The 13,778-nt window shown below is 57.6% G+C and carries 16 protein-coding genes; 15 read left to right on the top strand and 1 reads right to left on the bottom strand.

Going from position 1 to position 13,778, the window contains the following annotated elements:
• The first annotated feature begins 3 nt into the window (after window positions 1-3).
• Entirely contained in the window at window positions 4-753 is a 750-nt protein-coding gene (locus tag F6R97_RS04030) for a phage minor tail protein L (protein ID WP_315866057.1), read from the top strand.
• A 2-nt stretch (window positions 754-755) separates the two neighbouring features.
• Window positions 756-1,520, top strand: a complete 765-nt coding sequence (locus F6R97_RS04025; protein ID WP_315866056.1) for a C40 family peptidase — start codon at window positions 756-758, stop codon at window positions 1,518-1,520.
• 165 nt (window positions 1,521-1,685) lie between these two features.
• On the opposite strand, the gene F6R97_RS04020 is transcribed toward F6R97_RS04025, so the two are convergent.
• Window positions 1,686-2,015 (bottom strand): hypothetical protein, encoded by a 330-nt coding sequence (locus F6R97_RS04020; RefSeq protein WP_315866055.1) that lies wholly within the window; start codon window positions 2,013-2,015, stop codon window positions 1,686-1,688.
• Window positions 2,016-2,352: 337 nt separating this feature from the next.
• Between F6R97_RS04020 and F6R97_RS04015 the strand changes: the two genes are divergently transcribed.
• From F6R97_RS04015 to F6R97_RS03955, 13 genes are all read left to right on the top strand, one after another.
• Window positions 2,353-2,736: a hypothetical protein gene (locus F6R97_RS04015; RefSeq protein ID WP_315866054.1), complete on the top strand. Its 384-nt coding sequence runs from the start codon at window positions 2,353-2,355 to the stop codon at window positions 2,734-2,736.
• On the top strand, window positions 2,724-3,146 hold the full coding sequence (locus F6R97_RS04010; RefSeq protein ID WP_315866053.1) for a hypothetical protein: 423 nt from the start codon (window positions 2,724-2,726) through the stop codon (window positions 3,144-3,146). The genes F6R97_RS04015 and F6R97_RS04010 overlap by 13 nt, the downstream gene beginning before the upstream one ends.
• A gap of 51 nt (window positions 3,147-3,197) precedes the next feature.
• The gene (locus F6R97_RS04005) at window positions 3,198-3,800 is read left to right on the top strand and encodes a tail assembly protein (RefSeq protein WP_315866052.1); all 603 of its coding nucleotides are present in this window, start codon (window positions 3,198-3,200) and stop codon (window positions 3,798-3,800) included.
• 56 nt (window positions 3,801-3,856) lie between these two features.
• The gene (locus F6R97_RS04000) at window positions 3,857-7,420 is read left to right on the top strand and encodes a phage tail protein (protein ID WP_315866051.1); all 3,564 of its coding nucleotides are present in this window, start codon (window positions 3,857-3,859) and stop codon (window positions 7,418-7,420) included.
• Between the two features lie 325 nt (window positions 7,421-7,745).
• The gene (locus tag F6R97_RS03995; RefSeq protein WP_048392656.1) at window positions 7,746-8,426 is read left to right on the top strand and encodes a hypothetical protein; all 681 of its coding nucleotides are present in this window, start codon (window positions 7,746-7,748) and stop codon (window positions 8,424-8,426) included.
• Between the two features lie 24 nt (window positions 8,427-8,450).
• Entirely contained in the window at window positions 8,451-9,662 is a 1,212-nt protein-coding gene (locus F6R97_RS03990) for a phage tail protein (protein ID WP_315866050.1), read from the top strand.
• Window positions 9,659-9,991: a hypothetical protein gene (locus F6R97_RS03985; protein WP_315866049.1), complete on the top strand. Its 333-nt coding sequence runs from the start codon at window positions 9,659-9,661 to the stop codon at window positions 9,989-9,991. The genes F6R97_RS03990 and F6R97_RS03985 overlap by 4 nt, the downstream gene beginning before the upstream one ends.
• The gene (locus F6R97_RS03980; RefSeq protein ID WP_315866048.1) at window positions 9,988-10,356 is read left to right on the top strand and encodes a phage tail protein; all 369 of its coding nucleotides are present in this window, start codon (window positions 9,988-9,990) and stop codon (window positions 10,354-10,356) included. Before F6R97_RS03985 ends, F6R97_RS03980 begins: the two co-directional genes overlap by 4 nt.
• 86 nt (window positions 10,357-10,442) lie before the next feature.
• Window positions 10,443-10,739 carry a hypothetical protein gene (locus F6R97_RS03975; protein ID WP_315866047.1) on the top strand — a complete coding sequence of 99 codons (297 nt, stop codon included), beginning with the start codon at window positions 10,443-10,445 and terminating at the stop codon, window positions 10,737-10,739.
• On the top strand, window positions 10,736-11,110 hold the full coding sequence (locus F6R97_RS03970) for a hypothetical protein (RefSeq protein ID WP_315866046.1): 375 nt from the start codon (window positions 10,736-10,738) through the stop codon (window positions 11,108-11,110). The genes F6R97_RS03975 and F6R97_RS03970 overlap by 4 nt, the downstream gene beginning before the upstream one ends.
• A 186-nt stretch (window positions 11,111-11,296) precedes the next feature.
• Complete coding sequence (locus F6R97_RS03965; protein ID WP_315866045.1) at window positions 11,297-12,481, top strand: SGNH/GDSL hydrolase family protein; 1,185 nt, start codon at window positions 11,297-11,299, stop codon at window positions 12,479-12,481.
• A gap of 90 nt (window positions 12,482-12,571) precedes the next feature.
• Window positions 12,572-12,997 (top strand): cell wall hydrolase, encoded by a 426-nt coding sequence (locus tag F6R97_RS03960; protein ID WP_315866044.1) that lies wholly within the window; start codon window positions 12,572-12,574, stop codon window positions 12,995-12,997.
• Entirely contained in the window at window positions 12,994-13,503 is a 510-nt protein-coding gene (locus F6R97_RS03955) for a lysis system i-spanin subunit Rz (RefSeq protein WP_315866043.1), read from the top strand. Before F6R97_RS03960 ends, F6R97_RS03955 begins: the two co-directional genes overlap by 4 nt.
• Window positions 13,504-13,778: the final 275 nt, after the last annotated feature.

Genomic DNA, 13,778 nt, shown 5'->3' with positions numbered 1-13,778 from the left:
ACCATGCCGCTGATTAGTGACATCCAGGTCCTCGAACCTGGCAGTGAAGTGCTGCTCTTTGAATTGGACGGTACGGACTACGGAGCGGATGTGCTGCGCTTCCACGGGCATGCGATCCCGCATTCGCCCGCGGAGCTTATCGCCGCCGGCGCCAATGCAGACCTGCTGCCGGCGAAAGCGATCTGGTGGCAGGGCAACGAGTACGGCGCCTGGCCAATGCAGATCGACGGCATTGAGGCAAACGGTGACGGCACGGCTGTTCGACCAACGTTGTCGGTCGGCAACGTCAATGGGCGCATCACCGCGCTTTGTTTGGCATTCGACGATTTGCTCGAGTTCAAGCTGACGATGCGCCACACCTTGGGCACGTATCTGGATGCGGAGAACTTTCCGGCAGGCAACCCAACAGCAGACCCAACCCAAGAGACGATCGAGGTCTGGTACATCGACCAGAAGACGAACGAAGACGGGGAGACGGTCAGCTGGGAGCTGGCGAGCCCGGGCGACGTCGGCGGCGAGTCCATCGGGCGGCAGGCCACGACCCTTTGCCACTGGTGTCTCACCGGTGGCTATCGGGGGCCGAATTGTGGCTATACCGGTGGTTACGTCACGAAGGACGGTGTGCCGACCGACAATCCCGAACTGGATGAGTGTGACGCCACGCTGGGTCGGGGTTGTATCCCGCGCTTCGGCGAGGGCAATGCCTATCCGTTTGGTGGCTTCCCCGCCGTTTCCCTCATCGCCAGGAGCTGACCATGCGCAAGCACATCTTGAGCGCGATCCAGGATCACGCGGCCGCGGAGTACCCGAAAGAGTGCTGCGGCCTGCTGCTGGGTATTGGGCGCAAACAGCAGTATTACCCGTGCCAAAACATCGCATCGGAACCCAACGAGGAATTCCGGATTGACCCAGAGGACTACGCCGCGGCGGAAGACATCGGCGACGTAATCGCGGTGGTCCATTCTCACCCGGACGCCACCAGTCGGCCTTCACCGCGCGACTTGGCCATGTGCGAAGCAACCGCGATGCCGTGGCACATCCTGAGTTGGCCTGAGGGCGATCTGCGCACTGTGATGCCATCAGGTAAAGTGCCGCTGCTGAAGCGGCCGTTCGTCCATGGAGCCTGGGATTGCTGGCAGGTCTGCGCCGACTGGTACAAACGAGAGTGGGGGCTTGAGTTCGAAGCCTTCAAGCGCATCGACGGCTGGTGGGAGAGCACCGAGAGCAACAGTCTGTACGAGGCGAATTACGAGGCGGCCGGGTTCTACCGGGTTGATCAGCCGCAGCGTGGCGACATGATCGTGATGGAAGTAGGGCGAACGGTTTACCCGAACCACGCAGGGATCTTTCTCGGTACCGATCCGACGCTTCCCGGCGAGGATTCGGCGACGTTCGGCCCAGGGCCTTTCCTGCTGCATCACCTATACGGAAAGCCGTCGGAGGTCATCGTGTTCGGCGGGCCGTGGCTCGACCGGACACGCCTGATCCTCAGACACAAAGATGCACAATCAGCCATATGATGTGGCAGGGCTGGGGGAGACGCCATGAATCAGCCACTTGAAGTAACGGGGAATGTGCGCATTGTCGGGGCTTCGCCCAGGCGGGGGGTAAGGGCGACCGACTGATCCAAACAGTAAGCCGGTCGCGGCTGAGCATTACGACTCAACTGATTCAGTGCGAACCAGTCAGGAGGCGCGTCCAATATGCTCGATAAACGCTATCCGCTCTCCTTCGTAGAAAATTTCAACCGTTTTATAGATTGGCGTGCTTGGAGTCACGACTTGATCAAACCTAGCTTGTGTCCAGCTCATTTGTTGACTCCAGTTCCCTGGTCGCTGGACCAAATACAAATCCAACATCAGCGCTTCCGCGACAAAACCTTGAGGAGATCGTCTGATAAGGAAAGCCTCGACCCCTGGATTGCCAACTTCAACATCGCCAACTACGTGGAAGTCGTCAGGTTTTGGGGGCATTGTGTTCAGCCATGCATACCAGTCTTTACTTTTAATCGTCATTTTTCTATTCCTTGAGAAATGAAGCTCGAAGCTTGAGGTACTGCTGTCCGTATGGCGCTTCGTATGCCATCGAATTGAATGCCTGACACCGCTGAACTTCCCATTTCCTTGGATTAGCGTTGAAGGCGTATCTGACAGGTGTAGACGAGGAATTGGATCCGGCTCCTCGGTCAGGACGAACGGTATTCAACAGTCGCTAATTAGAGTGGAAAGCCAACCAAGCCGCTGGGCTTTTTCGTTTCTGGCGCCCAGTGCTACATTGCCCGCCTTTCCACAGGAGTGACCTGCATGAAATGTAGGGCTGCTACAGTCACTTGCTTTCAGGGCGGGAGAAACCATGCAAGCCAAGCCTGATCTGTCACTGGACTCGTTAGAAATGGATAGTCTGTCTCGCTTGAACGAAATTATGATCGAGCACAACTGCGTCGTTTCGATGAGCATCGAAATGCAGGGTTTTAAGTACAACCTAGTGTTGACGATGTCATCTTCCGATGACGCAGAGTTAGGGGCGGTAACGGTAAATTTCCAAGACGTCAGCGCGCTGAACCTAAGTGGTTTCGGCGGCGGGCTAACTCAATTCATGGATCTCGTCGTCTCCCGAGTCGACTCTGGTCTCGACAGAATTAGGTATGAATTGAGAGATGTTGAAGACGAAAAAATATCGTTCTATTTCTTTACCTTTAGTGGGCCAATTCATAAGGAGAAACCATGCGGATTTTGATAGGAGCGTTGGCTGTTGCGTTGCTGGCTGGGTGTGCATCGTCCGCCATCTCTGTCAATCAGGCTGAGCCGGTGCCGAGGGATGAGCTATACGCATTTCAGAGCAAGCCAGCTGGAGAAAGCGGAAAGGTCACTGTAGTCAGGGACTCGGGAGCAGTTGGCTCAGGTTGCGACATCGTTGTATACGTTGAAGGCCGCAAAGCCGCAAAAATTGGCACGGGCCAGCGCGCAAGCTTCTACTTGCCAGTGGGTACGCCAAGTATCGGCGCAGGCCTCGCGGGGACTGGCCTGTGCGCCGGAGCAGCGATCCGAACAGTGTCAGCAAACGTGCAGGCAGGAAAGGAAAGCTTATACCGAATCAGCGGTGACATTATGGGCTTCTATATAGGGCCTTACGTCGATTATCAGTAATACGCATCAAACAGCCGCCTCCGGGCGGTTTTTTGTTATCAGGAGCAAACAATGTCGGCGTCTATCGCACATTATCAGCCCATGACAACCATAAAGTTGTCCGGATCCCTTGCTCATAAATTTGGTCGAGTTCATCGGCGTCTTTTGGATTCTGGTCAAGCTTGGGAAGCGTTCAAGGCCCTGAAAGTAACGCTACAGGGTTTCAAGGAGGAGATTCAGCGCCTGGATCGCTTGGGAATGCGATTTGCGATTTTTCGTAATGGAAAGAACGTCGGTGAGAAGGAGTTCGGTCTGGGTGGCTCGAGTGAAATTCGTATCGTGCCCATTATCCAAGGCAGCAAAAGAGGGGGGCTGATTCAGACTATCGTCGGAGCGGTCTTAATTGTCGCTGGCACGTTCTTTTCGGCAACCCCTTTCGGGGCTCCACTCATTGGGGCCGGCATTGGCCTGGTCGCCGGCGGCGTCATTCAAATGCTCAGCCCTCAAGCTTCAGGCCTAAAGCAGAGCGCATCATCCGAGAACGCGCCGTCCTATGCCTTCGGTAGCGCCAAGAACACCACAGCGAGCGGCAACCCGGTACCGATCTGCATCGGCGAGCGTCGGTGGGGCGGCATGATCATTTCCGCATCGATCTACGCCGAAGACAAAGCGTAGTCAGGACACAGCAAGCAGGCCGCCCATAGGCGGTTTTTTTATGCCTGGAGGAAAGCATGGGCGCAGCACAGAAGATCGACATCCACGGCGAGAAGGGCGGCAGCAGTAAGCCGAAGTCGCCGACCGAGGCCAGCGACAGCCTGCGCTCGACCAACCTGGCCAAACTACTGATCGCCGTGGGCGAGGGTGAGTTCGACGAAACTCCAACCGACTATGACATCTATCTGGACAACACCCCGATCCGGGATGCGAGCGGCAACTACAACTACCCGAACGTGAAGTGGGACTGGCGCCCGGGCTCCGTCGACCAGACCTATATCCCGGGCATCCCTTCAGTTGAGAACGAAACCTCTCTGAACGTCGAGTTGCGCAGCGACTCCCCATGGGTGCGCTCGATCACCAACATTCAGTTGTCGGCCGTGCGCGTGCGTTTCGCCTGGCCAGCGCTGCAACGCCAGGATAATGAAGGCAACATTGTTGGCTACCGCATCGAGTACGCCATCGACGTGGCCACCGACGGCGGCGCCTATCAGCAAGTGGCAGTGGACGCCGTGGACGGTAAGACCACCACACGCTACGAGCGCTCGCGTCGGATCGACCTGCCGGATGCCACCACGGGCTGGCAGATCCGCGTGCGCCGCCTGACGCCGAACCAGAACAGCAACAAGATCGCCGACACCATGCTGATCGCCGGCTACACCGAGGTGATCGACGCGAAGTTGCGCTACCCGAATACCGCGCTGCTCTACATCGAATTTGACGCCGAGCAGTTCACCAACATTCCGGCCGTCACCGTGAAGTGCCGGGCGCGCCGCTGGCAGGTGCCGAGCAACTACGACCCGATCGCACGGACTTATACCGGCACGTGGGACGGCAGCATGAAGCAGGCGTGGACCAATAACCCGGCCTGGATCACTTACGGAGTGTGCACCGAGGACCGTTTCGGCCTGGGAAAGCGCATCAAACCGTTCATGGTGGATAAGTGGGAGCTGTATCGGATTTCGCAGTACTGCGACCAGTTGGTGCCGAATGGCCTGGGCGGTACTGAGCCACGCTTTCTGTGCGACATGAATCTGCAGGGCAAGGCGGACGCCTGGTCGCTGCTGCGCGATATCGCCGGCATTTACCGGGGCATGACGTACTGGGCTCAGGGCCAGCTGGTGATGCAGGCCGATATGCCGCGCGCGCAGGACTTCGACTACGTGTTCACCCGGGCCAACGTCATCGACGGGAAATTCTCGTATGGCAGCGCCTCGGCAAAGACCCGGTACACCCGGGCTTTGGTCAGCTATGACAATCCGGCGAACAACTACGACACCGACGTGATTCCGTTTGCGGACTTGGACCTTCAGCGACGTCTTGGCGACAAGCCGACCGAACTGAGCGCCATTGGCTGCACCCGAGCATCCGAAGCCCAACGCCGCGGCAAGTGGGCGATTCTGAGCAACAATCAGGACCGCACCGTCTCGTTCAAGACTGGCATGGAGGGCGTGATTCCGCTCCCTGGCCACATCATCCCGCTGGCGGATTCGCTGCTGGCTGGTCGCGAGGTGGGCGGGCGTATCTCTGCCGTCGCTGGTCGAGTGGTGACGCTCGACCGTGATACCCAGGCCAAGGCTGGCGATCGGCTGATCATCAACTTGCCGGGCGGCCGCGCTGAGGGTCGCACCGTGCAGAGCGTCAACAACCGCTCTGTGACTGTGACCACCAACTACAGCGAAGCACCGCTGCCGCAATTGCAGTGGGCACTGGACGCCGATGATCTGGCCATCCCGCTCTATCGCGTCCTGCGGACCAGGCGCACCGCCGAGGGTGATTTCGAAATCAGTGCGCTGCAGTACGAGCCGAGCAAGTTCGCTTTCATCGACACCGGCGCGCGCCTGGAAGAGCGGCCGATCAGCGCAATTACCATCACCGTCGTGCCGGCACCAGCCAGCGTCACGCTGGCTTCTACCTCTGTGGTTTCTCAGGGGCTCGCCGTGGCCACCATGACCATCACCTGGCCCGCGGTGAACGGCGCAGTTGGATATGACATTGAGTGGCGCAAGGACAGCGGCAACTGGATCAAGCTGCAACGCACGGGGATGACCAGCGTTGACGTGACGGGTATTTACGCCGGCGCTTACGTGGCACGGGTGAGAGCGGTCAGCGCCTTCGACATCTCGTCGATCTGGCGCAACTCAGTGCTGACCAGCCTCAAGGGCAAGGAAGGCCTGCCGCCAGCAGTGTCGTACCTGACGACCACGCCTCTGCTGTTCGGTATTTACCTGAACTGGGGTTTCCCGGCTGGTGCTGAGGACACGCAGCGCACGGAGATCTGGCACAGCTCGACTACCAGCCTGGAAATGGCAACAAAGCTGACGGACTTGTCGTACCCGCAAAGCGACTTCTCCATGCTGGGCTTGCGCGCTGGCGTGACCTTCTACTTCTGGGCACGCCTGGTGGACCGGATTGGAAACATCGGTCCATGGTATCCGGTGGGCATCGGTGTACAAGGCCAATCGAGCGCTGATGCTGCGGCGATACTTGAAATGATCGCTGGAGAGATCGGCCGCACGGAACTTGGCCAAGACATCTTGGAGGAGATCGACAAAATCCCGGGCCTTCAGGCTCAGATTGACGCGCTTGATGGGCTGAAGGGCTACGATCCTGAAGCAACCTATGAGGAATACGATCTTGTGGTTGTCGGAAAGCGGATCTACCAGGCGACCGGCGACGTCCCACTCGATACACCGCCCCCGAACCCGGACTACTGGCTCGACGTCGGACAGACAGTGCAGACGGCCAACGGACTTGCTCAACAGGTCACGACCAATACCGCCGAAATCACCGAGCTTGACGGCGTGGTGACTGCGCAGGCGACAGCGTTCCAGGCTCTGCGAGCTTCCTTCCGTGATGACGACGGAGAGGGCGACCTGGCAGATGCGCTGAAAGGTTGGTCCAGCACCGCTGCGATCGCCACGGAAGAGAAGGTGAGGGCATCTGAAAATCTAGCCAGTGCGCAGAAGATCACCACCCTTACCGCGGCAGTCGGCGAGAACGAGGCCAGCGTCACTGATCTCCGGCAGGTGGTGGCCACGGACAAGGAAGCCACAGCGCAGGCGATCACCCAGTTAACGGCTACGGTGGGTGAAAACACGTCAGCCATTCAGGACACTGCCGAGGCCTTCGCCGACGTGGACGGCAACTTGCGAACAATGTGGTCGGTGAAGATGTCGGTCACCGCCAATGGGCAGTATGTCGCCGCCGGCATTGGCCTGGGCATCGAGAATGTGGGCGGGGTATTCCAAAGCCAGTTCCTGGTGAGCGCTGACCGATTCGCCATCGTCAACACCATTGCTGGCGGCGCCATTTCCGTGCCGTTTGCGGTGCAGGGCGGCCAGGTTTTCATGAACTCGGCCTTCATTGCTGACGGCACCATCACCAACGCCAAGATCGGCAGCTACATCAGCTCGACGAACTACATCGCCGGCCAGCAAGGCTGGATCCTCAACAAGGACGGAACACTTGAGATCAACGGCATTGTCCCAGGGCAGGGGCGGCTGGTGATCAACTCTCTGAATGTGTCGGTCTACGACGCGAACAACGTGCTCCGCGTACGACTCGGCTATCTGGGGTAGAAAAATGGCTTATGGAATGCGCATTTGGGGGCCAGATGGATTGCTTCAGGTCGATGAGAACTCTTTCACTATGCGAGTCGTTCACAGCAGCTTGGTGACCGGGAGCAACACTATTGCCTTTCAAACCATCTCTGTTCCCGGAGTCACACCTGAGAACGCCACTGCTTTTGTAGTCCCGATAGGCGCGTACTCGTCGCTCGACAAACAGCTCGAAACAGAGGTGATTTCCGGGGGGGTTAATGTGTACAGCTATATAAGAGGGAGGGAGCAATACAGCAATAAAACCGGAATTACCATGCGGCTTGTCGTTATAAGGTTCTATTAAATGGGCTATGGATTAACATACACAAACAACAGTAATGTTGTGACCATTGACTCTGAATTTACAAGGCTGGTAGTTCTTGCAAAGGGAACATATCTGCCGACAGAGGAATCAGGCTTAGGATCCACTACGCACTTCCCTGCGACAATTACGAGCCAGGAACCTCCACTAGTATTCGTTCGGCCCTCGGGAAGCACCGGCGTGGCCGGCCTATGTTTGATGCGAGTCAACGGTTCGCCAGGTGCGTGGACGGGTTTCTATGTCAGAGCTTATGACATCAACACATCGCAGCCAAACGGGACTTATTTTGTATGCGGTTTCGCAGCAAGTCCGGTAGCGCAATATGGAATGCGCCTTTGGGATGGAAACGCAAAGCTGCTTTTTGATTCCGATACACCATATGCACGCTTTACACGTTCATTTCAAAACTGGGCATACATTAAGACCGACTACACAGCGCAGGGCGTGCCACGAAATTATTATCGGGTTGATTTCAATTTTCCCGCAGGCGAGCACATGTTGATCAACACATTTGGAATGAATATGTTGAATGATGGCGTGCAGAGTAGGCAGCTTTACTGCTGGTGGGATTTTTCAGGTGGGAACTTGTTTGCCTTGACCGTGGGTCTTGGTAATCCCTTCGCCTTCTTCCTGCCAGCAGTATTCGCCAAGCTCGGCGTATAAAAACTCTTCAAAGGAAAATAATCGATGCCTTGGTATAAAGCCGGGACGGTTTCTGTCACCCAAAATTCCAATTCAGTGATCGGCACCGGCACTGCGTTTATTGCAAATAGCCGGGTCGGTGATGGCTGGCGCGGTCCAGATGGTGGCTGGTATGAGGTGACCAACATCGCCAGCGATACGGCGCTGTCGATTGATCCACCATATCAGGGAGCGACTAATGCAGCGGGTATCTACGCGCTGGCTCCTCTCCAAGGGTATGTGAAAGATTCAGCCGATGCGCTACGCGCGCTGGTCAATCAGTTCGGTGATCAGCTTGCAGCGCTGACCGACACCGATGGCCTACCAGAGGGCCCCACCAACAAGTATTTCACCGATGCTCGAGTCCGGGAGGCAGTGCTTCAGGGATTTGTCACCACGGATGGGGCGCCAGTAGTTGCTGCTGACACCGTTATGGTCGGTCTTGGAAAGCTTCAAGCCCAAGTGACTGCCCGGCTGCCGCTTGCTGGCGGGAAGATGACCGGCGCGATCAACGATGCCACTCCGGTGCCATTGGCTTCAGCAGTGACGGTGGATATCGGCGCCGCAACTTCCAACATCGTCACCATCAGCGGCACCACAGCGATCACAAGCTTGGGCACGATCGCGGCTGGCGCAGTCCGCAAAGTCCGATTCCTTGGCGCATTGGTGCTCACGTACAACGTGACGTCGATGATTCTTCCTACCGGCGCGAACATCGCCACTGCGGCAAACGATACGGCAGAATTTTTGAGCCTGGGTGGGGGTAATTGGTTTTGCCTGAATTACACGCGGGCAAACGGCAAGGCGCTGGCCAAGGATTTCGCGTACGACCGCACCAACATAGTGGGGACCGTGACGGACACTAGCGGGGTGCCGAGCGGGGCAATTCTCGAAAGCGGTATCCTCAATTTTTGCTACTACGAGAAGCGCGCTGATGGATCGTTACTTCAGAGAAAACAGGTCGGTTTCGCCGGGGGCACCGCTGCCAATGGCACTGTATTCAGAAGTCTTATTGTGGACATGGGGTCGTTTGCAGTTCCATTTGTGGGTGATTACGAGATGGTTGCCTCTGGCATAGCAACGGGGCCAGGTGGTGGGTGGGCGGGACAACAACTGTTCGGAACTAATGGAACTTGGGGGTCGTGGGCTGTTTATACGTCATCTCTCGTAAGCGGAAACCTATCAATTAACTTGGTAGCAACAGGTAGGTGGAAATGATGGAAATCACTGTGTTCGGACAACGCTACGACAACGAGCCATTCGAGCTGATAAAAAAGGGCGATAGCCTATTTATCAATGGGGAGCAGTTTGATTTTTTTCCGATGCCAGAGGGGGCTACTTTGCCAGGTACAGCAGTCCAATCGAAATGGTTTTCTCTGGGGCAGATTACCAAAGAGGAAAATGTGATTAAGTTGTCACTTCTCTACCCTGTTCCCGCCAATTACAGTCCGGAGCAAGCCACGCCGCAATTGCTGACCAATGTCGCAGATGGCCCGGTAGCTCTTCCTCAGGCATTGGTAGCGCCAGAAGAGGAGGTTGAAGAGTGAGCAGTATCGACTGGTTGCAATTGATCACGAAGGAGATGAAGGATGCCGCTAATCGGGCTCAACACCTTTCCGACATGAAAGCAGCGCTTGCTGCCCGGAATGGCGTTGCCGCTGCCACGATCCTGCGAATACAGGACCGGATCGACACTTTGGGCTACGGCATTGATCTCGGTGAGGCCACGGAAGCGGACGAGGTTGAGCAGGCTGCTCTGCTCGTCAGCATTGCCGCATGGAAGAACTACAAGTTCGCGCTGGGTAAAGTCACAAAACAACCGACTTGGCCAGCCGCCCCGGCATGGCCTGTTGAGCCGGCCCAAACGGTTATTGATGCCGACCCGCAGGCGCGAACCGACGAAACGATATAACCCGCAGCACCTGCACTACGCACCCGCCATCGAGCGGGATTTTTTTGCCTCGAAGAAACTTCTGATCATTCGCCCGGGAGCAGTAAATGAACATAAAACGTGGCGACTCATTTCAGGTCGCCTTGGTGGTGAAGGTGAGCGGAGTGCCTCAAAACCTGACCGACTGGCAGGTTCGCGCATCCATAGGGACCTCTTCCCGGTTCATTGCAGAGCTTGCTGTTGAATTTACCGACAGGGTTGCCGGTGAATTCACCTTGAGTGCCGAAACCGCGACGTGGCCGACAGGCGCGCTCAGCTTCGATATCAGGTACACGACTGATGCGGAACAGATCCTCACGACGGATCCGGTTCGCGTTTTCGTCGCAAAAGGTATAACCGAATGACGATAACCACCGAAATCACAGTGGTTGGCACCGCAGAGCGGATCACGATTACGACCGAAGGGCAGTTGCGCGGTCCCGCTGGGCCTGCCGGAGTTCAGTACAACCTGAGCACCTGGGCATATACGCAAGCCTTTCAAGCCGTGACGGCCGCCCGTGATGCGAACGGCGCAATTGTCACAGCCAACATCGTTTGGCCAGATGGAATAGCAGGCGTGTTCACGACTGACGTTGCCAGTACTGCGTTCCCCGGCGCCATCGATGCTTGGCACGCCACCTATGCCAGTACGCCGAGCAAGACCATCACGCAGCCAGCGGTTACCCGAGATGCAAGCGGCGCCGTCATCGCTCAGCCAGCGATTACTATTTCTTGAGGGCATAAGCCTATGGGCCTTCTTGATATTCCGGGTATGAGCAGGGCGCAGGCTGACAGGTTCTACTCGCGCCTGTCCGTGATCGGCGGCATCGAGGGTGATAGCCGCGGTCAGCGCAACTCGTCGGCCAGTACTCTGGCCACCCGTCTCCACTCCTACGGTTGGGTGCACCACGCATGCGGGCTGATGCGCCAATGTGTGACCTTTCCAGTGGAAGCGAACTGCGCGTTCGGCGGCAGCACCACCAAGGACATACTGGATCGTAGCCCAGCCTCCATCGCCAAGTGGCTGTCGCTGGGCGTCACGTTCGTGGTCCTGTTCATGTCGCGTAATGACCGGGTGGCTGTGCCGGCGATAAGCGCTGAGCAAAGCATCATCAACATGACGGAGATCGAAAAACGCATCCGAGACGCCGGGATCACTGTGATCTGGATGACCGACATTCCGCCAACCGATGCCCAGGCCGTAGGCGCTCCGGTGTTCTCCCCGGATCAGGTTGCGGCCCACCACGCCTGCATCAACTGGCAGCGCTCGCGGCGGTTTCAACGCGGTGTGCTTGTCTGCGACCTCTCGCAGTTCGGTTGGCTGACCACCTCGACGCTGGGCTACGCCGTGCCCGGCTTCCTGCCGGACCACACCCATGTTGGCCAAGAGGGCAGCACTCGCCACGGTCAGGCCCTGGCCCGCGTGCTGGCGACGATCTTCCCGATCACCGACCTGCGCCCCTACGTGAATATCTCGGGGGCTTACAACGCCACCAAGAACCCCGGCGGGATCATCAATGCCAATCCGTTGACCATCGGCGTAGGTGGCACGATCACTGTCACCACCGGCACCTGTACCGGCGTAGTCGCCGACGGCCACGGCGTGCAGCACCTGAACTGCACCGGCGTCACTACCTTGTGCTCGAAGGAGGACATCGTAAACGCGTCCGGCATTGTCGAGCCCTGGCAGAAGCTGGTGATCACTGGCACCCCGACCGAATCGGCGCCATCGGTGGAGTTTCAGAACAACGTCGGCGTGGCTAATTTGTCGGGCGGAGATGTCATTGAGGCCTATTGCGAATATGACGCGCCGGCCGGAAACACCGGGTACTCCTCGATCTTCTTCGGGCTGCGCCTGGCGCACACCGCGTCGACCGTGATCATCGTGTGCGAGGACGGCGGCCTGGCATCCGGGGAGACGGCGTTTGTCGGCGACTCGCTGGCGCACCCGTCGTACCTGTTGAAGACCCCACCGCTGACCGTACCGTCGGGTGTAACGCTGAACTCGCTGCGCACGCGCGGCACCGTCGTGCTTCGCCAGGGTGTGCCGGCCAACGTCACAGTCCGGTTCAGGTCGGTGGACTGCCATAAAGTTATCAGTGCGTGAGACGGGTTTGTATTCGTCCGATATCGACATCAACCCAATTGAGATACATGCCCGCCAAACCGCGGGCTTTTTTTCGTCTGGAGAAAAGCTATGACACCTACCGAAAGAGACCGCGACGTCCTCGCCCGCACCTTGTGGGGTGAGGCTCGCGGTGAAAGCCTTACTGGTCAGATCGCTGTGGCATGGACCATCCGCAACCGAGTGAACGATGGCAAGGCCAAGTCGTGGTGGGGCGAGGGCTATGCCGGTGTGTGCCAGAAGCCTTGGCAGTTCAGCTGCTGGAATAAGAACGACCCGAATTTTTCCTACCTCAGCGGCGCGAAGCCGATCCCGGCTGGCGAGTTTGCCAGGGCGCAGAAGGCTGCCGACCTGGTGATGTCCGGTACCGAGCCAGATCCCACCGGCGGCGCCACTCACTACTACGCGACCACCATGCCGAAGGCTCCGACCTGGACTGTAGGAGCGAAACAGACGCTGAAGCTCGGGCGTCACATCTTCTTCAAGGAGGTGCCATGAGTCCCGCAGCATGGAAGTTGGCCGGAGTGCTGGCGCTGCTGCTGGTCACAGCCGGCGGGGTCTGGCAGGTACAGGATTGGCGCTACGGCAAGCAGCTTGCCGAGCAGGCCGGCTTGCATCAGGGCGACCTGGAGGCCATCAGTAACGCGGCTGCCGCCCAGGTTAGTGCTGATCAGGATAAGCGCGTGGCCCTCGAGCAGCGTCTGTCGGCCAGTGAACAAACCCATTACAGGAAATTGAGCGATGCACAAAAAGACCAGGCTCGCCTGCGCGATCGCCTTGCCACTTCTGATCTGCAGTTGTCAGTCCTCCTCGACGCTGCGGATCCAGCCAGTGGCTGTTCAGTGCCAGCCGGTACCGAAACCGGCGGCGTGGTTCATGGAGGAGCACGCGGCCGACTTGACCCAGCGCATGCTCAACGAATTGTCGACATCACCGGAGATGGAGACCAAGGATTGATTGCACTGGTGGCGTGCCAAGCATACGTTAGCTTTATCACGCGCTAGATGGCGGCATTTGGCAGTAACGTGTGTTTATCTGAATGCGATGGACTATGAGTGGCAAGCCTTAAGCTCTTAGCTATGGATTGATCTAAGGCTTAGCTAAGTATTTTGGCTGCGGAATGTAAAAACTTCCGTTGAGGTAGTGATAGCAGGTATCAACTAGGTGAATCGTACGACCCTTGCCAGGCCATTCGAAGTGAAGAACAACATCGCTGGTTTGGTACTTGGTGTGCACCGAAGTAAACGTAGGGACCCCCAAATGGTAATGCCAAAGGTGG

The sequence above is a fragment of the Pseudomonas sp. JV414 genome (assembly GCF_032424305.1).
Lineage (GTDB): Bacteria > Pseudomonadota > Gammaproteobacteria > Pseudomonadales > Pseudomonadaceae > Aquipseudomonas > Aquipseudomonas lini.
This window is presented reverse-complemented; position numbering and strand designations above follow the sequence as displayed.

Excerpts from the sequence above, each read along its gene's own strand:
- F6R97_RS03955 (WP_315866043.1), top strand. The coding sequence starts at position 12,994 with ATGAGTCCCGCAGCATGGAAGTTGGCCGGAGTGCTGGCGCTGCTGCTG.
- F6R97_RS04005 (WP_315866052.1), top strand. The coding sequence starts at position 3,198 with ATGTCGGCGTCTATCGCACATTATCAGCCCATGACAACCATAAAGTTG.
- F6R97_RS03960 (WP_315866044.1), top strand. The coding sequence starts at position 12,572 with ATGACACCTACCGAAAGAGACCGCGACGTCCTCGCCCGCACCTTGTGG.
- F6R97_RS04025 (WP_315866056.1), top strand. The coding sequence starts at position 756 with ATGCGCAAGCACATCTTGAGCGCGATCCAGGATCACGCGGCCGCGGAG.
- F6R97_RS04030 (WP_315866057.1), top strand. The coding sequence starts at position 4 with ATGCCGCTGATTAGTGACATCCAGGTCCTCGAACCTGGCAGTGAAGTG.
- F6R97_RS03985 (WP_315866049.1), top strand. The coding sequence starts at position 9,659 with ATGATGGAAATCACTGTGTTCGGACAACGCTACGACAACGAGCCATTC.
- F6R97_RS03990 (WP_315866050.1), top strand. The coding sequence starts at position 8,451 with ATGCCTTGGTATAAAGCCGGGACGGTTTCTGTCACCCAAAATTCCAAT.
- F6R97_RS03965 (WP_315866045.1), top strand. The coding sequence starts at position 11,297 with ATGCGCCAATGTGTGACCTTTCCAGTGGAAGCGAACTGCGCGTTCGGC.
- F6R97_RS04010 (WP_315866053.1), top strand. The coding sequence starts at position 2,724 with ATGCGGATTTTGATAGGAGCGTTGGCTGTTGCGTTGCTGGCTGGGTGT.
- F6R97_RS03970 (WP_315866046.1), top strand. The coding sequence starts at position 10,736 with ATGACGATAACCACCGAAATCACAGTGGTTGGCACCGCAGAGCGGATC.
- F6R97_RS03995 (WP_048392656.1), top strand. The coding sequence starts at position 7,746 with ATGGGCTATGGATTAACATACACAAACAACAGTAATGTTGTGACCATT.
- F6R97_RS04015 (WP_315866054.1), top strand. The coding sequence starts at position 2,353 with ATGCAAGCCAAGCCTGATCTGTCACTGGACTCGTTAGAAATGGATAGT.
- F6R97_RS04000 (WP_315866051.1), top strand. The coding sequence starts at position 3,857 with ATGGGCGCAGCACAGAAGATCGACATCCACGGCGAGAAGGGCGGCAGC.
- F6R97_RS03975 (WP_315866047.1), top strand. The coding sequence starts at position 10,443 with ATGAACATAAAACGTGGCGACTCATTTCAGGTCGCCTTGGTGGTGAAG.
- F6R97_RS04020 (WP_315866055.1), bottom strand. The coding sequence starts at position 2,015 with ATGACGATTAAAAGTAAAGACTGGTATGCATGGCTGAACACAATGCCC.